The 25,250-nt window shown below is 67.1% G+C and carries 18 protein-coding genes; 9 read left to right on the forward strand and 9 right to left on the reverse strand.

Annotation, left to right across the window (positions count from 1 at the left end):
• Positions 1-62 precede the first annotated feature (62 nt).
• Positions 63-2,273: a catalase gene (locus G9V96_RS07845; RefSeq protein WP_168582529.1), complete on the reverse strand. Its 2,211-nt coding sequence runs from the start codon at positions 2,271-2,273 to the stop codon at positions 63-65.
• A 469-nt stretch (positions 2,274-2,742) separates the two neighbouring features.
• On the opposite strand from G9V96_RS07845, the gene G9V96_RS07850 reads away from it, so the two are divergent.
• Positions 2,743-3,438: a hypothetical protein gene (locus G9V96_RS07850; protein ID WP_168582530.1), complete on the forward strand. Its 696-nt coding sequence runs from the start codon at positions 2,743-2,745 to the stop codon at positions 3,436-3,438.
• 14 nt (positions 3,439-3,452) lie between these two features.
• On the opposite strand, the gene G9V96_RS07855 is transcribed toward G9V96_RS07850, so the two are convergent.
• Both G9V96_RS07855 and G9V96_RS07860 read right to left on the reverse strand, forming a co-directional pair.
• Positions 3,453-4,589, reverse strand: coding sequence for a heparan-alpha-glucosaminide N-acetyltransferase domain-containing protein (locus tag G9V96_RS07855; RefSeq protein ID WP_168582531.1), 1,137 nt, complete (start codon positions 4,587-4,589; stop codon positions 3,453-3,455).
• A 137-nt stretch (positions 4,590-4,726) separates the two neighbouring features.
• On the reverse strand, positions 4,727-5,692 hold the full coding sequence (locus G9V96_RS07860; RefSeq protein ID WP_168582532.1) for a hypothetical protein: 966 nt from the start codon (positions 5,690-5,692) through the stop codon (positions 4,727-4,729).
• 217 nt (positions 5,693-5,909) lie between these two features.
• Here G9V96_RS07860 and G9V96_RS07865 point away from each other — a divergent pair, with 217 nt between their 5' ends.
• From G9V96_RS07865 to G9V96_RS07885, 6 genes are all read left to right on the forward strand, one after another.
• Complete coding sequence (locus tag G9V96_RS07865; RefSeq protein WP_210424358.1) at positions 5,910-6,707, forward strand: helix-turn-helix transcriptional regulator; 798 nt, start codon at positions 5,910-5,912, stop codon at positions 6,705-6,707.
• Positions 6,708-6,908: 201 nt separating this feature from the next.
• Complete coding sequence (locus G9V96_RS07870) at positions 6,909-9,329, forward strand: multicopper oxidase domain-containing protein (RefSeq protein WP_226913221.1); 2,421 nt, start codon at positions 6,909-6,911, stop codon at positions 9,327-9,329.
• On the forward strand, positions 9,284-9,640 hold the full coding sequence (locus G9V96_RS15135) for a cupredoxin domain-containing protein (RefSeq protein WP_226913222.1): 357 nt from the start codon (positions 9,284-9,286) through the stop codon (positions 9,638-9,640). The genes G9V96_RS07870 and G9V96_RS15135 overlap by 46 nt, the downstream gene beginning before the upstream one ends.
• Before the next feature lie 100 nt (positions 9,641-9,740).
• Complete coding sequence (locus G9V96_RS07875; RefSeq protein WP_168582533.1) at positions 9,741-10,859, forward strand: PLP-dependent cysteine synthase family protein; 1,119 nt, start codon at positions 9,741-9,743, stop codon at positions 10,857-10,859.
• A gap of 114 nt (positions 10,860-10,973) precedes the next feature.
• The gene (locus G9V96_RS07880) at positions 10,974-11,993 is read left to right on the forward strand and encodes a DUF368 domain-containing protein (protein ID WP_168582534.1); all 1,020 of its coding nucleotides are present in this window, start codon (positions 10,974-10,976) and stop codon (positions 11,991-11,993) included.
• Between the two features lie 51 nt (positions 11,994-12,044).
• The gene (locus G9V96_RS07885; protein WP_168582535.1) at positions 12,045-12,686 is read left to right on the forward strand and encodes an SDR family oxidoreductase; all 642 of its coding nucleotides are present in this window, start codon (positions 12,045-12,047) and stop codon (positions 12,684-12,686) included.
• Positions 12,687-12,825: 139 nt separating this feature from the next.
• Here the strand turns inward: G9V96_RS07885 and narI are convergent, their stop codons facing one another.
• The 5 genes from narI to G9V96_RS07910 form a co-directional block, all read right to left on the reverse strand.
• Entirely contained in the window at positions 12,826-13,602 is a 777-nt protein-coding gene (gene narI, locus G9V96_RS07890; RefSeq protein ID WP_168582536.1) for a respiratory nitrate reductase subunit gamma, read from the reverse strand.
• Between the two features lie 2 nt (positions 13,603-13,604).
• Positions 13,605-14,408, reverse strand: coding sequence for a nitrate reductase molybdenum cofactor assembly chaperone (gene narJ, locus G9V96_RS07895; protein WP_168582537.1), 804 nt, complete (start codon positions 14,406-14,408; stop codon positions 13,605-13,607).
• On the reverse strand, positions 14,405-16,003 hold the full coding sequence (narH, locus tag G9V96_RS07900) for a nitrate reductase subunit beta (RefSeq protein WP_168582538.1): 1,599 nt from the start codon (positions 16,001-16,003) through the stop codon (positions 14,405-14,407). The genes narJ and narH overlap by 4 nt, the downstream gene beginning before the upstream one ends.
• Before the next feature lie 106 nt (positions 16,004-16,109).
• Complete coding sequence (locus tag G9V96_RS07905) at positions 16,110-19,844, reverse strand: nitrate reductase subunit alpha (RefSeq protein ID WP_210424359.1); 3,735 nt, start codon at positions 19,842-19,844, stop codon at positions 16,110-16,112.
• 60 nt (positions 19,845-19,904) lie between these two features.
• Positions 19,905-20,642 carry a helix-turn-helix transcriptional regulator gene (locus G9V96_RS07910; RefSeq protein ID WP_168582539.1) on the reverse strand — a complete coding sequence of 246 codons (738 nt, stop codon included), beginning with the start codon at positions 20,640-20,642 and terminating at the stop codon, positions 19,905-19,907.
• Positions 20,643-20,863: 221 nt separating this feature from the next.
• On the opposite strand from G9V96_RS07910, the gene G9V96_RS07915 reads away from it, so the two are divergent.
• Entirely contained in the window at positions 20,864-22,249 is a 1,386-nt protein-coding gene (locus G9V96_RS07915; protein ID WP_168582540.1) for an MFS transporter, read from the forward strand.
• Positions 22,246-23,649, forward strand: coding sequence for an MFS transporter (locus G9V96_RS07920; RefSeq protein WP_168582541.1), 1,404 nt, complete (start codon positions 22,246-22,248; stop codon positions 23,647-23,649). Before G9V96_RS07915 ends, G9V96_RS07920 begins: the two co-directional genes overlap by 4 nt.
• A 109-nt stretch (positions 23,650-23,758) precedes the next feature.
• On the opposite strand, the gene G9V96_RS07925 is transcribed toward G9V96_RS07920, so the two are convergent.
• Positions 23,759-25,108 (reverse strand): M20/M25/M40 family metallo-hydrolase, encoded by a 1,350-nt coding sequence (locus tag G9V96_RS07925; protein WP_168582542.1) that lies wholly within the window; start codon positions 25,106-25,108, stop codon positions 23,759-23,761.
• Positions 25,109-25,250 lie beyond the last annotated feature (142 nt).

Below are 25,250 nucleotides of genomic sequence, written 5' to 3' on the forward strand. Positions count from 1 at the left end.
AGCCAACAGAACACAACGAAGGGCTCTCGGTGCAGAGCACCGAGAGCCCTTCAGCAACATTGTCAGCCAGCGACCGGGAACCGCTCCCAGACGCGGTGGTGGGACAGCAGCTCCGCCACCTTGGAGACGACCTTGTTGGCGTCATCGCCCACGACGATGCCGGGGCCCTCCGGGGCGATCCCGGCTGCCGCCAGCGCAGCATCGCTGCCCTTCAGGCCTGCGATGGCCTTGCAGTGCCGGAACATCTCACCCAGCAGCAGGGTCACGCGCGGCTCGACGGCCGAGTTCGGCACCCCGGTGGGGTCACCGGCCTTCGCGTCCCGCACCGGGTCGGCATCCGGAGCCGGCACAGCGCTACCGGCGAGGATGACCGCGTCCAGCTCGACAGAGCGCGCCGTGGCGAACGTGCGCTGCACGGGCACCGGCCCGCCGGAGCCAGCGAGCTCACCACCGTGCGGTGCAATGACGAAGGCGACCATGCCGGCTTTCTCGATGGCCTCGACGGCCTTCTTGACCTGCGACAGGTCGCTGTCGTCGTCGGCCACGATGCCCACCTTGCGGGCATCGACCGGGTAGGCCTCCGGGCGGATCTGGGACAGGGCCGGGCTCGGCTCGGCGTCCGGGACCTCGACCGAGGGAGCCGGTGCCGGCATCCCCAGACCCGTGGCGACCTCGGCGCACAGGCGCTCGTCGATGTTTGCCAGGCACTGCAGCTGACGCTCCCGGACGACCTTCTCGTAACACTTGGCCAACTCGAAGGTGTAAGCCGAGATGACGTGCTCCTGCTCGACCGGGCTCAGCGAGCGATAGAACATCCGGGCCTGGCTGAAGTGGTCGTCGAAGGAGGCCGAGTGCGCGCGCTCCTTGACCGACTCCTCGACCTTGACCGGCACGTCGATGAACGGACGGTCGCCCTCGCCCGCGACGAAGGGGTTACCCGCGTCCAGGGAGTTGGGCCGGTAAGGAGCCACACCCGCGGGAACAGCCTGCTGACCGAAACCGTCGCGCAGCATGTCGTTCACGGGGGCGTGCGGGCGGTTGATCGGCAGTTGCTGCCAGTTGGGGCCGCCCAGTCGCGTGATCTGGGTGTCGAGGTAGGAGAACAGACGCGCCTGCATCAGCGAGTCGTTGGTGACGTCGATGCCGGGTACCAGGTGGCTGGGGTTGAACGCCACCTGCTCGGTCTCAGCGAAGTAGTTCGTCGGGTTCGCGTCCAGGGTCATCATGCCGATCGGCTGAACCGGAGCGAGCTCCTCGGGCACGAGCTTGGTGGGGTCGAGCAGGTCGATCCCCTCGAAGGTCTCGTCCTCGGTGTCGGGGAAGGTCTGGATTCCCAGCTCCCACTGCGGGAACGCGCCGGCCTCGATGGCGTCAGCGAGGTCGCGACGGTGGAAGTCCGGGTCCATGCCCTGAGTGATCTGGGCTTCTTCCCAGACCAGGGAGTGGATACCGGCCTTGGGCTTCCAGTGGAACTTGGCCAGGGTCGTCTCGCCCGCCTCGTTGATGAGGCGGAAGGTGTGCACCCCGAAGCCCTCCATCGTGCGGAACGAGGCGGGGATGCCGCGGTCGGACATGTTCCACATCGTCAGGTGCTGCGCCTCGGTGTGCAGCGAGACGAAGTCCCAGAAGGTGTCGTGAGCGCTCTGCGCCTGGGGGATCTCCCGGTCCGGGTGCGGCTTGCCCGCGTGGATGACATCGGGGAACTTGATGCCGTCCTGGATGAAGAAAACAGGCATGTTGTTTCCGACGAGGTCGAAGGTGCCCTCGTCGGTGTAGAACTTCGTGGCGAACCCGCGGGTGTCGCGCACCGTGTCAGCGGAGCCGCGTGAACCCAGCACGGTGGAGAAGCGAACGAACACCGGCGTCGCGACGTCCTTGGCGAGGAAGCCGGCCGAGGTCACCTTGGCGGCGGTGCCGTAGGAGACGAAGGTGCCGTGCGCACCCGCACCACGGGCGTGCACAGCGCGCTCGGGGATACGTTCGTGGTCGAAGTGCGAGACCTTCTCCCGCAGGTGGTGGTCCTGCAGCAGGGTCGGGCCACGGCGACCGGCCTTGAGCGAGTGATCGGAGTCGCTGAGTCGCTTGCCCTGGCCGGTGGTGAGGAAGGCCCCGGACTGCGCCCGAGCATTGGCCGGCGCACCCGTCGGGGTGCCGGTGGCCGTGACCACTTCAGGTGCACGCTGGTCAGGCTGCGGCGGCTTCGGCTCCCGCGGGGCCGTTGGCTGCTCCAGGGTGGGCGGCTCGGGGTGAACGTTCTTGGAGTTCTTCGGCATGTTGCAGTTCCTCTCGCGCCGTAAAGCCGGCAAGGGTCGCTGTCCCCGGCGGCCTGCCAGAGATGTGTCACCGTCCCTATGCCCGTTTCTGCAACAGGTCATGCACCCCGTCAATGTGGTCAGCATCGCAGCTAGACCCCTCTGCGAGAGCCACGACGGCAAGCCTCGCACCGTTCAATCCGGCACGAACACGATCAGGAGGCCCTCACCATCGCGGCCGAGCAAGCGCGCCCTGGCGACGCGAGCAGACGCACCGCACCGAGTGCACTCAATTGTGTGGAATCACTTGCTCGCTGCGCCCCTGGCAGCGGCAGTCATCAGCAATCATGGTGCCCACTGACGTGGTCGAGAGAAAAGGGGCCCAGAACTGGGCGACCAACGTCAGCCGGGGACATGACAGAACACGGGTGGGGCCGGGGGCTAACGACACTTCCCCTCCGCACCGATGCATCGAAGGGGATCAACAGCCATGCCTGAACGCCATCATGCACGTACCGGGGCGCTGCCTACCGCGAGCCAGCTACTGCCTCCAAACGCCACCGCAATGCTCGGCACCGTCATCGTGCAAGGCCTACTGGCAGGCGCACTGTCGGGGTTGCTCTACGACTCGCGGGTGCCGCTGTTGGGGTGGCTCACCGTGGCCGTGGATTCTCGGTTGCTCTGGGCTTTTCTCACCCTCTACTGGGGCCGAACCGCGACGCGGCTGGGGCGCGGTGCAGTCGCTGCGACAGCGGCACCACTCCTAGCCATAGCCGGGATGCTGAGCGCCGGCGTCGCGTCCTTCGCGGCGGCCTTACTCCTCGGCCATTTCACGGTCGATGGCCGAATCGACTGGGGGTCGGTGCTGGATGTCGAATGGATCATCATGCTCGTCGTGGTCACAGTCTGCGCGTCAATCCTCGGGGCCATCGGGTACCTCTCAGCGCTCGACATCCCCGCACTTTCCGTGCTGGCCTGCCTCACCCCGGTAGCTCTGTGCCTCATCCGACGGGGCCGGTTCGCCCTGGACCTCCTCTCGCCCACACCCTCTCGGCCAGGCAGTCCGCTCCCCGATCTGGCTCTGTTCGCCTTCACCGTGCTCTGGTCGGTGTGGATGATCCACGCCCGTGGCCGCGACGCCCACCCGGACGCCTCGGAACACCCACAGCCGATTGGTATGTCCTGACTGCGCCGCAACACTCAGGGGCGTAGATAGATGCCGGCGCGGTCCAGGAGCATCGCGATGAGCACCCACAGCGCGACCGAGGCCAGGACGAACCCCAGGGGCCCGGTGGATCCCATCTGGACGTGCTCGGCGATGACCTGCGCGATCGGCTGACCGTCGCGGGGCAGGGTGCGCAGGGTCGCGGTCAGCGTCATCGACCCGAAGTAGACCAGCAGGCTGTTGCGCCCGAGCGCGAGCAGCGGCCACAACACCAGGGCTGCCCGCGGTTCCTGCCCGGCCGACCCGCGCGCGGCGATCCCTCGGTCGACGGCAAGGTAGGCCAGGGTGATGACCACCGTCACCCCGGCCAGCACCCCCAGCGAGAACGGTGCTGTCCACAGTCGCTTCATCGGCGGCACGAACGAGGCGGCAGTAACCGATGCCACCCCGAAAACTGCAGCCAGCAGCGTCATACGCGCGACAACCGCCCCGGCTTCGCGGGCGGCAGAGTCGGCCAGTAGCCGCGCCAGTGCGGCGCCGCCCAGCACACTGACCAAGGCGCCGGCCATGGACACGACACCCTCCGGGTCGTGTCCACGCAGCCCTGCGCCGTACATGTGCGCCCCGCCGCCGAGCCACCGCGGATCCAGAAGCGCAGACGGATTGCATTCCGGGCTCAACTGCCCGCCGCTGCAACCGGCCGCGGCCAGCGCCAGGGCGCCGGTGTGGGCGGCGGCCACCAGCAACGCCAACACGCCCCAGACCCACCACCGCTCGAACCTACCGATCGCGGTGCGCACCAGCGCCATCACCAGCACGAGCACGGCATAGAGCTGCAGCACTCCACTCCAACGCAGCGTGCCCAGACTGAGCGCGCCGTCATCGAGGAACTGGTGATAGGCGTTGTAGAGCAGGCCGACAAGCACGAGCACAAACACTCGTCGCAGCGTGGGGGGCCAGGTCACCCCGCGGCGATAGGCCAAAGCCAGGCCGGTGCCGGTGAGAGTGACGAAGACGGGGAAGATGAGGTCGCTGCCGTGCACGCCCACCCACGGCGCGTGCCCCCACCACAGCGGTGCGCTCAGCCACGCCGGTGAGGCGATGTTGGCCACGAGCATGAGTCCGCGCGTGACATCGATGGCCGCCAACCGGCCGGCTTGTGGCCCTGCCATAGCTCTCCCCTGCCGCCCCGCGATCCCCGCTCCATCATGACCGAAACGGTTGCCAACAGGCGCAGTTCACGACCGGTATGCCTCGCCGGACTCGCTGGCGGGCCGCTCCGCCACGCCCGCGACGCGGCCTTGGCGGCTCATTCGTACAGGATGTACTCCGGGGTCGGAGTGAGCTCCATGACCTGGATCGGGGTCATCAGCGGGCCGAACTCCTTGTCCTCTTCGTAAAAGAGCTTGAAGCCCGGCGCGAAGGCTGGATTCATCCCCTTGGTCAGCACCCCCCAGGTCTCGACCTTCATCCCCTTGCTGCCGATGCCGTCCACCGACTTCACCGCCGCGATCTGCTTGCGTTCCTGCAGCAGTTCCTCGTTCTTGACGATCGGCTTGCGCAGCTGGTGCACCACCATGACCTTCTGGGGCAGGTTGTTCTCATCGACGAGCTTGGCCAGGTAGGCCGAAACCTCATCGAGTTCCTTACCGTTCACGCTGCCGAAAGTGCGCATCGGGATCTCGTTGGGCCCCATCCGCCACTCCGGATCCAGCGCCACCCCGACGTTGGGTTCCTTGAGGTACTTCTCCCAGTACTTGACCTCGGTAAGGAAGTCGCTGCGCCCAGGCTGGATGTCCAACAACAGCATCGCGCCGTGCTTCTTCGACGCCGCCAAATGGTCATCGACGACCTTGGTATCGATCGGGGCGCTGTACTTGCCGTTCTTCATCGGGCTCCCGTGCACCACGGTGGCGATGAGTTCCATGACGGGCATCACTTTGCGTCCCATGGCGAAGGGTTCCGCGACCTTCTTCATCTCTACGACGCGGTCATCCAGGTTGCCGATACCCATCCGTCCCAGGGCCGGCACGCCGGGGTAACCCGAGAAACCGACGAGGCGGTATTCGGGGAAGACCTCAGTTCCACCTCCGGGCAACTCCTGGCGGGTCGGGGTGGGGCTAGGGGTCGGCGACTCCGGCGAGGACTTCGCGGTGTCACTGGATTCGGCAGCGCTGGTTTGGGCGGTGTTCGAGCCGTTGGAAGCGGAACAGCCCGCCAGAGCAAAGACGATCACGGTCGCAGCGGCGGCGGCGCGGGAGAGGCGATAACGCATCGGGGGCCTTTCGGGGCGGGGCGACGCGCACAGCGGCGACAGCCTGAGGGACAACGATATTCGTCACAATCGTAGGTGGCGACCCGTGCCTGACCAGGTAGCCCGCCCGGTGGGTCCGCCAAGAGCTGGCGCCGGCCGCAGACCCCCAGGCGAGCCGTACCCGAATCTGCTGCGGCCCGCACACGGTTTGCCACGCGGGTTTTACTACACTTGTCCCGTGATAAAGGACGGGGACCACCGCGGGCTCGGGCCGCGACCTGCAGCCCCCGGGCAGGATCCCGCCACCCAGATGTCGCGCGCACGCGCCAGCGTTCTGGAGCAACTCGGCCGCCACAACGAGCCGACCACGGTCACCGCACTGGCTGCCGAGTGTGGCCAACACACCAACACTGTGCGTGAACACCTCGATGCCCTTGCCGCCGCGGGGCTGGTGCTGCGCACCAGCGGGAAAGCCCAAGGGCGTGGACGCCCCGCGATCCGTTACGCCGTGGCGCCGCCGGAAATCTCCCGGCCGCAGTTGCGCGAATACGCCAGCCTAGCGATTGCGCTGGCCGCCCATCTGGAGCGCACCTCACCAGACCCCCGCGGCTTCGCCCTGGAAGCCGGGCGGCATTGGGGCAACGAGGTCGCCTCAAAGCTGGCATCCAGCGACGCCCCAGCGGCAGGCTCCAGCCGCGAACTGCTCGAACAACTCGGTTTCGACCCCGAGCCACCCGAAGAGTCGACGTGGCTACCGGTACGCAGCACCACGGGAACAACCGCCCCCGAGGCCCATGCCGTTGCCGAGGCTCGAGGGGAATCCGCTGAGGTGGAGCGGGTGCGACTGCGTCAGTGCCCCCTGTTGGACGCCGCGCGGCGCCACCCAGACGTTGTCTGCCAAGTCCACCTCGGGGCTGTCCTCGGACGTTACGAAGCCCGTGGCGAATCCACCGTCGGAGTCCGGCTGGAGCCGTTCGCCGAACCGGGAGCTTGCCTCATCTACCTGCCCCGGCACGTGGAAAGGCATCACCCGTAGCGATTGAGCTGCCGCGCGACCGGATAAGCGCCCTAGCAGTCAGCGATGCTCGCCCCTCCGGACTGACCGTGCCTGCCAGTCGCTGCCGGTACAGGCACCGCGTGACGGGCGGCGCATGCGACAGATCCAGGCCAGATGCGGTCGATCCTGCCCAGTCCGGTATTTTTTATGGCATAGCCCGTTGTAAATATCGGAGGAAACGTGCCGAGTCCGTCGCAGACCACCCGCCTGCAAAACCGGGCATCCGCACCACCGCGCGCGTGGTGGTGGCGCAACACTCCGACCTTCATCTGGCTGGGGGTCGCCGTTGTCCTCACCCTGATTCACCCGTTCCTGCCGCGTGCCAACTGGCTGATGACGCACACCGTCCTGCTCGGGGCTCTGAGCCATGCGGCGATGGTCTGGTCGACCCACTTCACCCAGGCCCTGTTGAAAACCGGTCCCCACCTGGATCCGCGATCGTCGCAGAACAAACGACTGGCCCTCTTGCACATCGGCGTCATCCTCGTCCTGATCGGCGTGCCGATCGGGCGATGGCAGGTAGCGGTCGTGGGCGCTGCCTGCGTCATCGGCGCTGCGAGCTGGCAGATAATCCACCTGACCCGCAGGCTGAGGGCAGCCCTGCCGGGCCGCTTCCACGGCTGTGTCCACTACTACGTCGCTGCGGCCAGCTGCCTGGTGCTCGGCGTCGGCGTCGGCGGGTTGCTCGCCACCGGCCCACCTGCACCCTGGCCACCGCGACTGCTTGCGGCGCACATCAGCCTCAACATCTTCGGCTGGATCGGGTTGACCCTCATCGGCACGCTGGTCACGTTCTGGCCCACGCTCCTGCGCACCCGGATCTCCCCACAGGCCGAGGCCGGCGCGGCACGATGTCTCCCCCTGTTCCTCGGAAGCATCACCGTCGTGGTGACGGGGGCGCTGGTCGGCCACCCGAGCATTGCGCTCATCGGCGTGCTCGCCTATGCCTTCACCCTGCTGTTGTGGGGGCGCAGCCTACTGCCACCGCTGCGCACCCGTCCGCCGCGCGAGTTCGCACCCTGGTCCGTCGGGGCCGCGCTGTGTTGGCTGTTCATCGTGCTCACCTGGGTGATCGTGCTATTGATGAGCCAAGGCGGACGGGAACGGTTGGCCGCTGGCCACGGCGCCCTGGTCGCGGTAGCCGTCACCGGATTCACCGCCCAACTTCTCATCGGCGCGCTGAGCTACCTCATCCCCGCCATCGGCGGCGGCGGGCCTGCCGTGGTCCGCGCCGCGCAAGCCCCGATGGAGCGAGCGGGCACCCTGCGGGTGGTGACGCTCAACCTCGGATTGGCGCTGTGCCTGCTTCCGCTACCGAGCGTGGTGCGCGTCGTCGTTTCCTTCCTCGCCTACGCGGCCCTGCTGTCATTTCTGCCGCTGGCCTGGGCCAGCCGCCGAGCTGCGGCGAAGGCGCTCCGCGACAAAGCCGCTACCACCAGCACCAAGCTGCCCGGGACCGGAAGTCGCGCCGGCGAGCACGCCCCGCACCGACCCGGCTGGTCGGGCGTGCAGGCGGTCACCGCCGTGGCCGCGTTGGCCTTGGCCATCGCCGCGACGCTGGCCGTCGGCGATTCCGGCATCGGAGCGGGCAGCCCGCAACCGGCTGCGGCCCAGGCTGAAGGCACGGGCCAGACCACGCGCGTGCAGGTCGCGATGACTGCCGACATGCGTTTCGTGCCCGACCGGGTGCGGGTGCCGGCCGGTAACGCGCTGGTCATCGAACTCACCAACACCGATGACTCCACCGCCCACGACCTCGTCCTGGACACCGGGCAGCGCACTCAGCGCATCGCTCCCCGCGGCCAGGGCAGCCTGGACGTCGGTGTCGTCACCACCGGCATCCAGGGGTGGTGCAGCATCGTCGGTCACCGCCAGATGGGCATGACCTTCTCCATCGACGTCGAGGGTGCAGCGCCCGGCTCCCCGGCAGCCGACCCCAGTGCCGGTGCCGCGCCCGGGCACCAAGGCCACGCCGGTGGCGGGGGCCTGATCGCAGGCCCGTCGGCGGCTGACGACCTGGACCCGATGCGTAAACCCTCGGCCGACTTCGTCGCCCGAGACGCGAGTCTGCCCGCGCTGCCCCCACGGGGGGCTGCCCGCACCCACAAGGTGACCCTGCGCGTGCAAGAGCTCGAACTCGAGGTTGCCCCCGGGGTGCGCCAGAAGCGGTGGACCTTCAACGGTGCCGTTCCCGGCCCGACCCTGCACGGCCGGGTCGGCGACATCTTCGAGGTCACCCTCATCAACGACGGCAGCATGGGCCACTCGGTCGACTTCCACGCCGGGGACATCGCCCCCGATGAGCCGATGCGCACGATCCCCTCCGGGGAGTCTCTCGTTTACCGGTTCACCGCGAAACGCTCCGGGATCTGGATGTACCACTGCTCGACCACGCCGATGAGCAGTCACATCGCGGCCGGGATGCACGGCGCCGTGGTCATCGAACCCGATGACCTGCCGGTTGTGGACCGCTCCTACGTGTTCGTGCAGTCCGAGGTGTATTTGGGGGCGCAGAGGTCAACGCCGACAAGGTCGCCGCGGAAGCTCCGGACGCGGTGGTCTTCAACGGCTACGCAAACCAATACGACTACCGGCCGCTAGCGGCCAAGGTCGGCGAGCGGGTGCGCTTCTGGGTGCTACCCGCCGGACCGAACCGCGGCACCTCCTTCCACGTGGTCGGCGGGCAGTTCGACACCGTCTACCGCGAAGGGACGTACACGCTCAAGAACGGCCGCGGCCCCTTGGACGCTCCTTCGGCGAACAGCGGCGGCAGCCAAGCCCTGGACCTGGCCACGGCCCAGGGCGGATTCGTGGAGATGGTGCCCACCCAGGCCGGTCACTATCCCATCGTGTCTCACGTGATGATCGACGCCGAACGCGGCGCACACGGCATCCTGGAGGTGACGAAGTAACGCAGCGAGCGTGCGCGCCCGCTCAGTCGGCCTGCTGGGCGGGGTGGGTGGGCGAGCCAGCGGCTCGACGCGGCGCCGCCACGACCCCCGAGGAGGGCCCATGGCCCCGGACGCAGACCCCACGATCGATCTGTCCGCGCTACAAGACGTCGATCGATCCGACCCCGAGCTGCGGGCCTGGGTCAGCGAGCGGGTGCGCCGACTGGAAGCAGACGCTCGACGCTCGGCCGACACCCACCTGCTGCATGTGGAGCTGCCGCCGCAGTGGGGCATCGACCTGTACGTCAAAGACGAATCCACCCATCCCACCGGCAGTCTCAAACACCGCCTCGCCCGGTCACTGTTCATGTATGCGCTGGTGAACGGCTGGCTACGGCCCGGCAGCCTGGTCGTGGAGTCCTCCTCCGGCTCGACCGCCGTCAGCGAAGCGCACTTCGCGCGGATGCTCGACCTGCCCTTCGTTGCGGTGATGCCGCGCAGCACCAGCCCCGAGAAGATCCGCCTCATCCAAGCCCAAGGCGGGCGCTGCCACTTCGTGGATCGGGCCGACCAGATGTGTGCCGAGTCGGCCCGGCTGGCCGCCGAACACGGTGGCCACTTCCTGGACCAGTTCACCTACGCCGAGCGGGCCACGGACTGGCGGGGGAACAACAACATCGCCGAATCGATCCTGGACCAACTCGCCGAAGAACCGCACCCGATCCCCAGTTGGGTCGTCGTCGGGGCCGGGACCGGCGGCACCAGCGCCACCCTGGGGCGGTACGTGCGCTACCACCGGATGCCTACCCGGTTGTGCGTCACCGACGTGGAGAACTCGGCCTTCTACCCCGGCTGGAAGCAGCGCGACCCGCACGCCCGCAGCCAGGCCAGTTCCGCCATCGAAGGGATTGGGCGGCCGATCATGGAGCCCAGCTTCGTGCCAGCGATCGTCGATCGGATGATCCGGGTGCCCGATGAGGCCTCGGTGGCAGGGGCGCGTTTCCTCAGTGCCCGACTCGGCCGCCGGGTCGGAGCCTCCACCGGAACCAACATCGTCGGGGTCGCCGCGATCGTGCAGGGGATGCGCGCCGCCGGTGAGCGCGGCTCGGTCGTGACCTTGTTGTGTGACTCCGGCGAGCGATACGCCCACACCTACTTCGACGACGAATGGGTGCGCGCCCGCGGCTGGCAGATCGAGCCCTGGCAGCGGCGACTGGAGCAGGCACTGCCCACCCCGTAGCCGACCTCTGCCCTGCCGGGCGCTGCTGCTACGTGGCTGCCTGCCGCTGCTGCCCCGCCGCCTGCCCGGCGGCGTGGCCGCTGCAACCGGCAGACCCCCGTACCATCAGGAAGCGTGTCGACCACCTCGCCTTCCTCTCGTCCCGACCCGATGCCCACCGGCGCTCCGGGGTCCGAGACGCCGCCCGCCGCTGCCGAAGCACCCACCTGGGGGCCGCGCCAGCGCTCTGCCCGCATCCTGCCGCCGCAATTCGTCCGCGGGTTCGCGATGGGATCGGCCGATGTCGTCCCGGGAGTATCCGGCGGCACGGTCGCCCTGGCGCTGGGCATCTACCACCGGCTCGTCGCGGCTCTGGACCTGTGCGTGGACGTTGCCGCGGCCGCGCTGCGTCTGGACTGGCAGGGCGTTCAGGCCGCGCTGCGACAGGTCCCGTGGCTGTGGATCATCGGCCTGGGCACCGGCATCCTGTCGGCAGTGTTCCTGCTCGCCACACCGTTGGAGAAGGCCCTGGCCACCTACCCCGAACAGATGGCGGGCCTGTTCATGGGGCTCATTCTCGGCGCCGCGGTGCTGTGTCTGCGTCAACTGCGCCAGATCACCCCGGCCGCGATGGTGTTGCTCGTGGTCTCAGCGATCGCGTTCTTCGTGCTGCTCGGTCTCAACCCCGCTACCCACGGTGAGGCCGTCGAGGGCGCCACCGCCCCCTGGTGGGCTTTCTTCGGAGCCGGCGCCATCGCCATCTGCGCGATGATCTTGCCCGGGATCAGCGGCTCCTTCCTGCTGGTCCTGATGGGCATGTACGCCCCGGTCCTCAGCGCCGTCTCACACCTGCGTCTGGGACACCTGGTGCTGTTCGCGTTCGGCTGCGCCCTGGGGTTGGCGTTGGCCTCCCGCGGTCTGAACTGGCTGCTGACCCACCACCACGACCCGCTCCTGGCGGCGATGATCGGGCTCATGCTCGGCTCCTTGCGAGTTTTGTGGCCCTGGCCACAGGGCCTGGCCAGCACCCGGCTGGCACTGCCGGAACCAGGGCAGGCGTTAGTGCCCATCGCGCTGGCCGTGGCGGGTTTTGCAATCGTTCTGCTCATCGACGTCATCGCCGCCAAGGCTGCCGCTCGCCGCAGCGTGGAATGAACCCCTGCGACTGGCCGTTGGCCCGAATGACCGTCGACCGGAAGGAAATGTATGTCTCGCATCGCCATCGTGGGCGGCCACGGCAAGGTGGCTCTCCTCCTTGCCCCCATCCTCACCGCCGCTGGGCACGAGGTCACCTCCTACATTCGCAACCCTGAACACGCCGCAGCGGTGGCATGCACCGGCGCCACCCCGGTGCTGGCCGACGTGGAGAAATTGTCGACGCAGGAACTGACCGACCTGCTCACTGATCAAGACGCCATCGTGTGGTCTGCCGGCGCCGGCGGCGGCTCGCCCGAGCGCACCTACGCCGTCGACCGCGATGCAGCGATCCGCTCCATGGACGCCGCGATGGCCTCCCGGACGCCGCGCTACGTGATGATCTCCTACTTCGGCGCCGGACCCGGTCACGGGGTGGCCGAAGACGACCCGTTCTTCCACTACGCCGAAGCCAAGACGGCGGCGGATGCCTACTTGCAGGAGAGCGACCTCGCGTGGACGATCCTGCGTCCGAGCCGGCTGACCAGCGAAGACCCCAGCGGACGGATCAGCTTCGACGATGCCCCCGGTCAGGTCTCGCGCGCCAACGTGGCCATGGTCGCGGCAACGACGTTCAGCCGCCCCAGCACGATCCGGCAGATCCTCACCTTCAACGACGGCGACACCCTCATCACCGACGCGTTGCCCAACTGAGCTCCGCGACCCTGGCGTTGGTGCACCCGCCGGGTCTGCTGCTGCTCGGTCTGCGCGCCAGGAGCACGGATTCAACCAGCACCGCAAATGACGTAGGGCCCACCCGTTCGGGTGGGCCCTACGTCATTGCTGGAGACAGTCAGCGACGAGTCGCTGCATGACTGCCCGCCGCTCGGTCGGCGGAAGAGGAGTCCCGCTCCAGGACGCTGCGTTCCCAACCGCGTTTGGCGTTGCGCGAACCCAGGCTGCTCGGGCGGGCCCGGTAGATGATGTAGGGACGCCACAAGTAGTCCAGCGGGGCGCTGAACACGTGCACCAGCCGGGTGAAGGGCCACAGGGCGAACAGCGTGAACGCGATGAGCGTATGCAGCTGGAAGGTCAGCGGCGCCTGCGTCATCAGCTCCGGTTGAGCGTTGAAGGTGAACAGGCTGCGGAACCAGATCGAGAGGCCCTCGCGGTAGTCGTAGTGGTTCACGACGTTACCGACCACCGTGTTGGAAAGCCCGAGCAGGATTGTCCCGGCCAGCAGCAGGTACATCATCTTGTCCATCGCCGTCGTGGCCCGGAACACCGGCCCGGTCATTCGGCGCCGGTAGATGAGCATGAGCATCCCCACCACGGTGCAGAACCCGGCAATCGCGCCGGTGACCACCGCCACCAAGTGGTACATCTCCTGGGTGATGCCCACCGCCGCCGTCCACCGCTTGGGGATGATCAACCCCATGATGTGACCGGCGATGACGAACAGCAGACCGAAGTGGAACAGCGGCGAACCGATCCGCAGCAGTTTGCTCTCATACATCTGCGAACTGCGTGTGGTCCAGCCGAACTTGTCGTACTTATAACGCCAGAAATGCCCGACGACGAAAATCGCCATGCAGATCCAGGGGACCATGACCCACAACACGACGTCCATGACTACGACCTCACTCCGGTGGCGACGTGACTACTCGAGACGTAGGCCTCCATACCGACTTCTTCATCGGGTGGGCCGGTGGCGATGAGACGGCGTACTGCATCCTTGTCGGAGCCGTCCAGGTTCGGCAGGGTTGCGCTGACAGCCGCGATGACGTGGGCATACACGGAACCACGGTCCTGCAACGAGATCCGCAACAGTTCCAGACCGGGCCGGTGGTCCAGGAGCAGGGTGCGCCCCACCGGCCCGTCGACACAGGCAGCGAAATCCAGCAGCACGCACAAGTGGTCCGGCAGCTCGGACTCATCGAGCTGAGCCCCGCAGGCCTGATACGTCTGTTTGATGTCCAACAACGCCATCCCGCGACGCCGGGTGTCACCGAAGGCGTAGTAGGTCAGGTGCAGGCAGCACCGTCGACGCATGTCGAAGGTCTCGACGTACTCGCTCTGGGCCTGCTCCAGCGGCACGGACTCCAGGTGCTCGATGACGGCCGACAGCTCGCGGACCGGACCGGCCTCCCGCGCGCAGCTCTCCTCGAGCGCGGCGCGCACCAGCGGCAACGACTCGATCAGCTCTTCGCTCGGGTACTCCAGCAGTAGCCCGGCTGCTTTGTAGATCGACTGATGCGCAGCAGACACCTTGACCCCGCGGGCGCGCTCCAGGACGTCCGTGGAACGCCGCGGCACCCGCGGCGCACCCTCCTGCGGAGTCCAGGGAACGCCGAGCCCGAGCTCGTCCTCCCCGCGCTGCTGGGAAGCCACTTGCGGTGCCGGTTTACGGCGGAACAACTGGATGGGGATCCTCATAGGGTCAGTCCCCCCTCGCGCTCGGAGGGATGACCCATCTCATCCGCCGTGGCGCGGCGAGCCGTCTCGCGGCGGGTCTGAATCGCCACCGGCACCGGACCACCTCGACCCGAATCGGCGCCGAACGGGCTCCCGCCGCCGTATTCGGAGACGGCGCACTCGGTGGCGAGTTCCTCCAGCCGGTGCGCATCCTCCGCGTGGGCACTGGGGATGACGTAGCGCTCTTCGTACTTGGCGATGGCAAGCAGCCGGTACATGTCGTACATGTCCTCTTCGGCCATCCCGACCGAGGCCGGGATCTCGGCGCGCGGATCGCGACCGAGGTTGATGTCGCGCATATATGAGCGCATGGCCGCCAGCTTCTTCAGCACGTCGTCGACGACGCTGACGTCCCCGGCGGTGAACAACTCGGCCAGGTACTCGCTCGGAATCCGCAGGGTGTCGATGGCCGCGAAGAGCACCTCGTGGCTCTCGGGGTCAACGTCACGAACCGCGGTGCGGGTGACCTCGTCCACGATCGGCGACAGCGGCGGGATGTACCAGACCATCGGCATGGTGCGGTATTCCGGGTGCAGCGGCAGCGCGATCTCGTAATCGTGGATGAGCCGGTAGACCGGCGAGCGCTGGGCGGCTTCCATCCAGTCGCCGGGGATACCCGCCCGCTCGGCTTCCCGCTGCACCTGTGGGTCGTGCGGGTCCAGAAAACACTCTCGCTGTGCGCGGTACAGGTCCTTGTCCTGCGGCATCGAGGCCGCTTCGAGCACCTTGTCCGCGTCGTAGAGGACCAGACCGATGTAGCGCAGTCGACCCACGCAGGTCTCGGAGCACACGGTGGGGATGCCGACCTCGACCCGCGGGAAGCAGAACGTGCACTTCTCGGCCTTGCCGGTGCGGTGGTTGAAGTACACCTTCTTGTACGGACAGCCGGTGATGCACTGTCGCCAACCGCGGCAGGCGTCCTGATCCACCAGCACGATGCCGTCCTCGGCCCGCTTGTAGATCGCCCCGCTCGGGCAGCTCGCCACACAGCTGGGGTTGAGGCAGTGCTCACAGATGCGCGGCAGGTAGAACATGAAGGTCTTCTCGAACTCCATCTTCACTTCCGCGGACACCTTGGCCAGGACCGGGTCCTGACTGAGCAGCTTCGGTGATCCCCCCAGGTTGTCGTCCCAGTTAGCCGACCATTCGATGTTCATCGGCTTGCCGGAGATGAGTGAGTACGGCCGCGCCACCGGGGTGTGCTCCTGCAGCGGAGCCTTGGTGAGGGTGTCGTAGTCGTAGGTCCACGGCTCGTAGTAGTCGTTCATGCTCGGCAGCACCGGGTTGGCGAAGATCTGCAGCAGTTTCTTGACCCTGCCGCCTGCACGCAGCTTGAGCCGGCCGTTGCGGGTGAGCATCCAGCCGCCCTGCCAGCGATCCTGATCCTCATAGGTGCGTGGGTAGCCCAAGCCGGGACGGGTCTCGACGTTGTTCCACCACACATATTCCAGGCCCGAGCGGTTCGTCCAGGCCTGTTTACAGGTCACGGAGCAGGTGTGACACCCGATGCACTTGTCGAGGTTCATCACCATCGCCATCTGGGCCATGATTCTCATCGGTTCACTCCTGCGGTCGAGGCGACGGCGAAGGGGTTCTCGGGGACAGTGACTGCGCGCTCTGGGCCGAAGTCGGGAGTCGGCGAGAGCCTGCGAGATGTGCGCATCAGTAGGTCACGTCCTGGCTGCGGCGGCGGATGACCGTGACCTCATCACGCTGGTTACCGGTTGGCCCGTAGTAGTTGAACGCCCAGGAGATCTGGGCGTACCCGCCGGCGACGTGGCTGGGCTTGAACAGCACCCGGGTCGCGGAGTTGTGGATGCCGCCACGCTTGCCGCTGGCTTCCGCGAGCGGGACGTCGACGGTGCGGTCCTGGGCGTGGTGCATGTACACCAGGCCCTCCGGCATCCGGCTGGAGACGATGGCGCGCGAGACCAGGACGCCGTTGCGGTTGACCGCCTCGATCCAGTCGTTGTCCTCGATGCCGAGCTTGGCCGCGTCGACATCACTCATCCAGATCGCCTGGCCACCACGGGCAAGGCTGAGCATGAGCAGGTTGTCCTGGTACTCGCTGTGGATCGACCACTTGTTGTGCGGGGTGAGGAAGCGGACTGTCAGGCCCAAGCCCTCGGCGTCGGGGTCGCCCAGCTTCGGCTCACCGTAGAGCAGGTTCATGTTCAGCGGCGGACGGTAGACGGGCAACGCCTCGCCGGACTCCTGTAGCCAGTCGTGGTCGATGTAGAAGTGCATGCGCCCGGTCAGGGTGTGCCACGGCTTGAGCCGTTCCACGTTGACGACGAACGGGGTGTAGCGGCGCCCACCGTGTTCGCTACCCGACCACTCCGGTGAGGTGATGACCGGCTGCGGCTGCACCTGGGTGTCGGTGAAGGTCACCCGCCGCCCGGCCTCGCCCTCGGACAGGTCGGCCAACTTCTGGCCGGTGCGGACCTCCATCTGCTTCCAACCATCGGTGGCCAATCGCCCGTTGGTCGTGCCCGACATGGCCAGGATCGCCTCGCACATGTCTCGATCACGGGCCAGCGAAGCCGAACCGTCACCGGCGCCGCCGCGCACCCGGCCGTTGCGCCCGGTGAGCACCTCGACCTCTTCGCTGAGATCGAAGACGACACCCTTGACGGGCATACCCAGCTTGGCGGCCAGCGGGCCGATGGAGCCCCACTTCTCGCCGATCTTGGTGTAGTCGCGTTCCACCTCGACCATCTTCGGCATCGTCTTGCCGGGGATGGGCTCGCACTCGCCCTTGCGCCAGTCGCGGGTCACACCGCGGGGGTAGGCGAGCTCGTCCGGGGTGTCATGTTGCAGCGCGGCCAGGACGAGGTCGGTGCGGGTGTCCAGGTGCCCGGCCGAGAGTTCGCTGACCTTCTCCGCCAGGTCCTTGAAGGCGACGTAGTCGCTGCGGGCCTGCCACGGCGGGGCGATAGCTGGGTTGAAGGAGTGCACATAGGGGTGCATGTCGGTGCTGCTCAGATCGAACTTCTCGTACCAGGTGGCGGCCGGGAAGACGATGTCGGAGAACAACGTCGTGCTCGTCATGCGGAAGTCCAGGCAGGTCAGCAGGTCGAGCTTGCCTTCGGGCTGGTCCTCGTTCCACTGCACCTCGCTGCCGCGGTGGCCCGCTGGGGCCGGTGTGGCACGCAGCGAGTGGTCAGTGCCGAGCAGGATCTTGTTGAAGTATTCGTTGCCCTTGGAGCTGGAACCCATGAGGTTCGAGCGCCAGACCGTGAGCACCTTGGGGTGGTTGTCCGGGCCGTCCGGGTCTTCAGCCACGAAGCGCATCCGGCCCTCTTTGAGCTCCCGGACGACGTACTCGGCCGGCTTCAGACCTTCGGCCTTGGCTGCGTCGCAGTGGTCGAGGATGTTGCCGGACAGGGTCGGGAAGCTCGGCATCCAACCCATTCGCGCCGAGGCGGCGAGCAGGTCGGCTGGCGACTTGCCCTTCCAGGCGCCGGTGCCCACCGAGCTGGCCAGCGCGTCAGCGCCGTGCGAGTCGTACCGCCACTGCCCGGTGTGGGTGTAGAAGAAGGCCGCCGAGATGTTCTGGCGGGGTGGGCGCACCCAGTCCAGCGCGAACGCCAACTGCGCGAACCCGGCGAAGGGGCGCACCTTCTCCTGCCCGACGTAGTGGGCCCAGCCGCCGCCGTTCTTGCCCTGGCAGCCGGTCAGGGTGGTCAGGGTGAGGAAGGCGCGGTAAATGGTGTCGGAGTGGAACCAGTGGTTGGTGCCGGCACCCATGAGGATCATGCAGCGGCCATCAGATTCCACCGCGGTGTGCGCGAACTCCCGGGCGATGCGGACGCACTGCGCCGAAGGCACGCCGGTCAACGATTCCTGCCACTCGGGGGTGCCGACCGCATCCGGGTCGTCGTATCCCGAGGGCCAGCTGCCGGGCAGACCCGGCCGCGAAACGCCGTACTGGGCCAACAGCAGGTCGAAGACCGTGCACACCCGGCGACCGGCGACCTCGCGCACCGGCACGCCACGCACCACCGAGGCGCCGGAGCCGTCAGCGGTGTCGAAACGCGGCAGCGTGACCTCGAGGGTCTGCCCGCCCTCGGCGTAGACCGACATCAACGGACGGATGTCGCCCAGGTCGAGGTTCCAGTTGCCCTTGCCGGACTCGCCGTAGCGGAAGCCCATCGACCCGTTCGGCACGACCGGACGACCGGCCGGGTCCTGCGCGCCATCCAGCAGAACGGTCTTGAACTCGGCGTTCTCGGAGTCATCACCGAGGTCGGCGGCGGTGAGGAACTTGTCCGGCACGACCATGCCGTCGCGCTCTATGAGCTGGACCAGGAACGGGGAGTCGCTGTAGGTGGCCAGGTAGGACTCGAACTGCGGCGTCGAACGATCGACGAAGAATTCCTTGAGGATGACGTGACCCATGGCGATCGCCAGGGCGGCGTCGGTGCCGGGGTGGATCGCGACCCACTCGTCGGCGAACTTGGAGTTGTCGGCGTAATCGGGGCTGACCGAGACCACCTTGGTGCCCCGGTAACGCACCTCGGTCATGAAGTGCGCATCCGGGGTGCGGGTGACCGGGACGTTCGAGCCCCACATCATCAGGTAGGCGGCGTCCCACCAGTCGGCTGATTCGGGGACGTCGGTCTGGTCGCCGAAGACCTGCGGACTGGCCGGGGGCAGGTCGGCATACCAGTCGTAGAACGACAGCACGGTGCCGCCGATGAGGGAGTAGAAGCGGGTACCGGCTGCGTAAGAGGCCATCGACATGGCCGGGATCGGCGAGAAACCGGCGGTGCGGTCGGGACCGTAGGCCTTGATCGTGTAGACGTGCGCGGCAGCGACGATCTCGACCGCTTCGTTCCAGGTCGTGCGGACCAGCCCGCCCTTGCCACGGGCTCGCTTGTACCGATTGGCCTTCTCCGGGTCTTCCACGATGGAACCCCAGGCCAGTACCGGGTCGCCGTGCTCGCGCAGGGCCTCGCGGTACAACTCCAACAGGATGCCGCGGGCGTAGGGATAGCGCACCCGGGTCGGGCTGTAGGTGTACCAGGAGAAGGCAGCACCACGCGGGCATCCGCGCGGTTCGTACTCGGGGCGGTCCGGGCCGACCGTGGGGTAGTCGGTCTGCTGCGCTTCCCAGGTGATGATGCCGTCCTTGACGTACACCTTCCACGAGCAGGAGCCCGTGCAGTTCACGCCGTGCGTGGAGCGGATGACCTTGTCGTGGCTCCAGCGATCACGGTAGAAGGCGTCAGCGCTGCGCCCACCCTCGTGGGTGATGGTGCGCAGATCTTCGGACACATCGCTGGAGCGTTTGGTGAAACGGCGCCCCATCTTCAGGAGGGCGTCGGAGGCGGACCCATCCATGCCTGCGGGCGGGCGGATTCCGGAGGTGGTGCTCACGTGCAGCTCCTTCATGGCGGGGCGGACCCTGCCATTTATACCGGATGTGACCCTTTTAATGCTGGGGTGTCCCCATTAACGGGGCGAATAACCCGGCAACTCCAGCAGGTCGAGCGCGCACACGTCTTGACTCACCCACGGCCGCAGACTGGTCGAGACCCGGCCGCGCGAGGTGGCCTCGATGATCCGCTCCATCATTCCCAGGTGCATCCGGCACAGCAGCGGGTCGATGGCGCCGTTGCGCACGAAAGGACAGCCTCGAAGGAGCAGCGAGGTGGGTTGTGCGGCGTTCACCGAAGCCGAGAATCCCAGCGAAGACGAGAAGAAGGCGATCTTGCCCATGTGGTCTGCCAGGGGCAATTCGTCGTAGGAGTCCGCTTCGTGCTCATCATGATCGGGCACGTCTTGCGCCAGCAGAGCACCGCCCCACTCGCGGCCGATCTGATGCGCCGCCAGGGCCGGGTCCGGGTGGCTGGCCCGCAGCACGCGAGCTGTGGCGTCCAGCACCTGGGCGAGCATCCGTACTGGTAGATCGACATCCACCGGCCCGATTGCCAGATAGCCCCAGGACGGACGGCCGCGCCCGAGGGTCGGCATTCGCTCCCTGCCGACCAGGCCCGTTTCGCGCAACGCTTCCAGTGTCTCGCGCACGGAGCTCGGCTGCACTCCCAGCTCGGCCGCCAACTCGCTGGCAGTCACCGCCTCTGCCCGCCCGGCGAGCGCAGCCAACGCAGTCCGCTGGGCAGGCGTGAGCGCCGTCAGCCGGGCGAAGGACTCAGACAGCGCTGAGCGTGGCCCCGTAGACCCCGTCATGTACCGCTCCTTCACCGCATGCAGGCGAGCACGGCCACCCGCGCCCGCTAAGCAGGCCACCTACATCTGCGGTGACATAGGCAACACCTGATGTGACCCGTTCAGCGCGCCGGTGTCCACCCCCGCTACATTTTGCAGGACAACAACTGCGATAAAACACCGCAGGGACTTGTTAAACGTTACTCCGCCAACCTGACTCCCGCTTCGACCCCGAGGACCTCATGAGCACCGCCTCGCCGCCAGCCGGTACGCAGTCATCCCCAGCGCCAACACAGGAGGCCCCCGGCGCCTACCGCGTGATGTGGATCTCCACCATCTCCTTCACCGTGATGTTCGCGGTGTGGCTGATGTTCGGGATCCTAGGCATCCCGATCCAGAAGGAACTGGGCCTCACCGATCCCGAACTGGCGTGGATCTCCGCCGTAGCGGTCCTCAACGGTTCGCTCTGGCGACTGCCTGCAGGCATGCTCGCCGACCGGATCGGCGGCCGGAAGATGACGATCGCGATGCTGGCGATCACGGCCGTGCCCGCCTACCTGGTGGCCCACACCCGCTCCTACGGAATGCTGCTGCTGCTCGCCTTCCTCGTCGGCTTCGCCGGCAACCTCTTCACGGTGGGCATCGCCTGGAACGCGGCGTGGTTCACCCGCAAACGGCAAGGTTTTGCGCTCGGACTGTTCGGGGCCGGCAACATCGGCGCCTCAGCGACGAAGTTCATCGGTCCGGCCCTGATCACCGGCACCGCCGGGGCGACCTACTTCGGCTTCGTCGAGGGCGGTTGGCGGATCGTTCCGGTCATCTACTCCGTGCTGCTCATCGTGTTGGCGATCGCCACCTGGATCATCGCCCCGCGCAACGACCGGATGCCGGGGGCGAGCAAACCTGTGGGTGAGATGCTCGCCCCGCTGCGGCATCTGCGGGTGTGGCGCTTCAGCCTCTACTACGTCGCGGTGTTCGGCGCCTACGTCGCGCTCTCGGCCTGGATGCCCAAGTACTACGTCGACAACTTCGATGTCCCGTTGCAGACCGCCGCGCTGTTGACCGCCTCGTTCATCTTCCCCGCCTCGCTGCTGCGCCCGGTCGGCGGATGGATCTCGGACAAGTGGGGCGCCCGCAAGGCGATGTACCTGACGTTCGGCGTCATGTTGCTGACGACCGGCATCTTGATGATGCCCAACGGACACCTCGTCATCGCCCACGCCGACGGCACCCAGAGCGAGCATCTGGCCTGGAACCTCGGGCTGGTTCCGGTGGCCACCCTGGTCTTCCTGCTCGGCTGCGCGATGGGTATCGGCAAGGCAGCCGTCTACAAGCACATCCCGGAGTACTACCCCGACAACGTCGGCTCCGTCGGCGGTCTGGTCGGCATGCTCGGCGGACTCGGCGGGTTCATCCTGCCGCCGCTGTTCGCCTACACCAAGGTCTGGACGGGCTTCCCCACCAGCACCTTCTTCGTCCTGTTCGTGCTCATCGCGATCTGCGCCACGTGGATGCATGTGACGATCCTGCGGATGCACGAGAGGGAATCACCCGGTATCGCGCGGGATATCGACGATGCCGGCGTCCTGTCCACTTCCTCCACCCGTCTGAGCGAGGTTTCCTCATGAGCAGCGTCCCCGCCACGCCGGCCAAGCAGTCCGGTGAGTGGTTGAAAAGCTGGGATCCGGAGAACGAGGCCACCTGGGACAAGGGTCTGGCCTGGCGCACCTTGTGGATCACCACCTTCTGCCTGACCTTGGCGTTCATCGCCTGGTTCCTGCCCAGCGCGATCATCCCGAAGTTGAATGCCCTCGGTTACAACTTCACCAAGGGCCAGCTCTACTGGATGGCCGCCATGCCCGGCCTGGCAGCAGGTTTGCTGCGTCTGGTGTGGATGGTGCTGCCACCCATCATGGGCACCCGCAAGATGGTCACCTTGACCTCGCTGCTGCTCATCGCCTCCACGTTGGGCTGGGGCGTGCGCGTCCAACAGCCGACGGCTCCGTATTGGGAACTCATGGTGCTGGCATTCCTGGCCGGTGTCGGCGGTGGCGCGTTCTCGGGCTTCATGCCGAGTACTTCCTACTTCTTCCCTCGGCGGATGCAAGGAACCGCATTGGGCCTGCAGGCCGGTCTGGGTAACTTCGGGGTCTCCATCGTCCAGCTCACCACGCCGTATCTCATCGCGTTGGGCGGGCTGGCCATCTTCGGCGGCAGTCAGCAACTGCAGATGCCGGGCGTGCCGGTCAAGAGCGTCTTCTACCAGAACGCGGCCTTCGTCTGGATCCCGTTGATGCTCGTCGGCGCCATCCTGGCCTGGACGATGCTGAAGTCGGTGCCGATCAAGGCCAACATCAGGCAGCAGTTCGACATCTTCAGCAATGTCGACACCTGGTACATGACGCTGCTCTACATCATGACCTTCGGTACGTTCTCGGGCCTGTCGGCGCAGTTCGGTCTGCTCATGGCCAACCTGTACGGCATCGGCAACCCCGAAATCGTGGTGGGCGCCGGCGCAGACGCCCAGATGCTCATCGCGGGTTATTCCGTGCCCGACGTAGCCAAGTTCGTCTTCCTCGGCCCGCTCATCGGCGCCGGGGCTCGGGTGGTGTTCTCACCGTTGACCGACAAGATGGGCGGTGGAATCTGGACCCTCATCTCTGGGATTGGGCTGGTGGCCTCGATCGCCTACACCATTCCGACGCTGACCCCCGACACGACCTCGGCAGCGACCCTGGACGCCGGCTTCGCCAAATTCCTGGGCGGGATGCTCGCCATCTTCCTGTTCTCCGGGATCGGCAATGCGTCCACGTTCAAGCAGATGCCGATGATCTTCGAGAAGCGGCAGGCCGGTGGCGTCATCGGTTGGACAGCCGCGATCGCCGCCTTCGGTCCGTTCTTCTTCGGGATCGGCCTGAGCGTCATGGCGCCGGGCACCTTCTACATGATCGGCTTGGTCTTCGCCGTCATGTGCGTAGTCATCACCTGGGTGCGGTACGTGCGCCCTGGGGCGCCCAAACGTAGCTGAACTGCTCCCGTACCGGACGCCAGACAGCCCGCCACCTCGGTCGAGGTGGCGGGCTGTCCGTTGACTGCAGCTATCTGCTGAGCTGGTCGTTTCCGGCCGGCGCCAGTTGTCAGCTCTGTTCGGCCAGACGGGCCAGGAACAGGATCTGGGCGACGATGAGGTCTTCCAGTTCCTTGGGGTCCACCGACTCGTCGGGGCCGTGGATGCGTGCCTTCTCCTCGTCTTCGGCGCCCCACAAGATCGCTTCGGCGCCCGGGGAGGTGTCCAGGAAGGTCTGCACCAGCGGGATCGACCCGCCGGAGCCGTGCTGGCCGCAGGGAGCCCCGAAAGCATCGCTCATCGCTGATTCCGCCACGGTGGTGGCTGGACCGCCCTCGGCGGCCTTCCACGCACCGAACAGCTTGTAGTCACCGATCTCGAGCTGAGCCCCGCGCGGGGTGTGCTCACGCAGGTGCTTCTCCAGGGCGTCGAGCTGGACCTGGGGGTCGCAACCGGGCACGATCCGAAGGCTGATTCGGGCGCTGGCCTGCGGGATGACGATGTTGGCGGCGCCCTCCACCGGCGGCGCGTCGATGCCGATGACGGTGGCCGCGGGACGGCTCCACAACCGGCTGGACAGTCGGCCGGAGCCCTGCAGCTGAACGCCGTCGAGAACGGCGGCCGAGGCGCGGAAGCCCTCTTCGTCGATGTCTTCCTCGTCGGGCCAGTCGAAGGAGTCCAGCCCCTCGATCACGGTGGCGCCGGTCTCGTCGTACATCGAGGCCAGCAGCTGGACGAGCGCAACAAGCGCATCGGGTGCGGCGCCGCCGAACAACCCGGAGTGCAGCGCTTTGTCCACGGTGCGCAGGTGCACGGTCACCGAGCAGTCCCCGCGCAGACCCGTCGTCAACGCAGGCCGCCCGACGCTCTGGTTGCCCGAATCGGCAACGACGAAGACGTCGGAGCGGAAGTCTTCCGGATGGTTCTCGACGTGGGCCTCGATGTGGCTGCCGGTCTCTTCCTCGCCTTCCAGGCAGAGCCGCACGGTGACCGGAGGCTTACCCTCGAAGGCTGCCAGTGTGGCCAGGATCGCCACCACACCTGACTTGTCGTCGGCGGAGCCGCGGCCGTACAACCGGCCGTCCTCGCCCTCGGTCAGACTCCACGGGTCGACGGTCCACCCCTGTGATTCGGGGGCCGGTTGCACGTCATAGTGCGCGTACATGGTGACGACGGGCGAACCCTGCGGGCCAGGGATCTCGGCGAACACCGCGGGATACCCGCCCTCGATCTCGCGCAGATGTACGCCTTCGACGCCTGCCTCGGTGAACATCCGCACCAGGTCGTCGGCGATGGCCTTCATCGGCTCAGGCGGAAAACCCGGGAAGGCGATGGATCGGTGGGCGACGAGAGTTGCGAGGTTCTCGCGCACAGTGGGCATCTGCGCCTGGGCGAGTTCGCGGGCCTTGCTGACATCCATGTGAGCTCCTTGATTCGACGGGCCCCTCCATCGTCTCGCGCCCGAGCGCCCGGCACCTGCCGAACTACGGAAACCGCCGTCGCAAGGGCCATACCGGGGCGCGACATCGCAGCCACAGCGCAGCGGCAGAGTGCTGACAGCA

The organism is Gephyromycinifex aptenodytis (assembly GCF_012277275.1).
GTDB classification, from domain to species: Bacteria; Actinomycetota; Actinomycetes; order Actinomycetales; family Dermatophilaceae; genus Gephyromycinifex; species Gephyromycinifex aptenodytis.

Bases quoted from the DNA above. Each gene is read 5' to 3' on its own strand.
- G9V96_RS07925 (WP_168582542.1), bottom strand. From the start codon at position 25,108: ATGGATGTCAGCAAGGCCCGCGAACTCGCCCAGGCGCAGATGCCCACT.
- G9V96_RS07915 (WP_168582540.1), top strand. From the start codon at position 20,864: ATGAGCACCGCCTCGCCGCCAGCCGGTACGCAGTCATCCCCAGCGCCA.
- G9V96_RS07905 (WP_210424359.1), bottom strand. From the start codon at position 19,844: ATGAAGGAGCTGCACGTGAGCACCACCTCCGGAATCCGCCCGCCCGCA.
- G9V96_RS07850 (WP_168582530.1), top strand. From the start codon at position 2,743: ATGCCTGAACGCCATCATGCACGTACCGGGGCGCTGCCTACCGCGAGC.
- G9V96_RS07855 (WP_168582531.1), bottom strand. From the start codon at position 4,589: ATGGCAGGGCCACAAGCCGGCCGGTTGGCGGCCATCGATGTCACGCGC.
- G9V96_RS07910 (WP_168582539.1), bottom strand. From the start codon at position 20,642: ATGACGGGGTCTACGGGGCCACGCTCAGCGCTGTCTGAGTCCTTCGCC.
- G9V96_RS07875 (WP_168582533.1), top strand. From the start codon at position 9,741: ATGGCCCCGGACGCAGACCCCACGATCGATCTGTCCGCGCTACAAGAC.
- narJ (WP_168582537.1), bottom strand. From the start codon at position 14,408: ATGAGGATCCCCATCCAGTTGTTCCGCCGTAAACCGGCACCGCAAGTG.
- G9V96_RS07920 (WP_168582541.1), top strand. From the start codon at position 22,246: ATGAGCAGCGTCCCCGCCACGCCGGCCAAGCAGTCCGGTGAGTGGTTG.
- G9V96_RS07860 (WP_168582532.1), bottom strand. From the start codon at position 5,692: ATGCGTTATCGCCTCTCCCGCGCCGCCGCCGCTGCGACCGTGATCGTC.
- narH (WP_168582538.1), bottom strand. From the start codon at position 16,003: ATGAGAATCATGGCCCAGATGGCGATGGTGATGAACCTCGACAAGTGC.
- G9V96_RS07845 (WP_168582529.1), bottom strand. From the start codon at position 2,273: ATGCCGAAGAACTCCAAGAACGTTCACCCCGAGCCGCCCACCCTGGAG.
- G9V96_RS07885 (WP_168582535.1), top strand. From the start codon at position 12,045: ATGTCTCGCATCGCCATCGTGGGCGGCCACGGCAAGGTGGCTCTCCTC.
- narI (WP_168582536.1), bottom strand. From the start codon at position 13,602: ATGGACGTCGTGTTGTGGGTCATGGTCCCCTGGATCTGCATGGCGATT.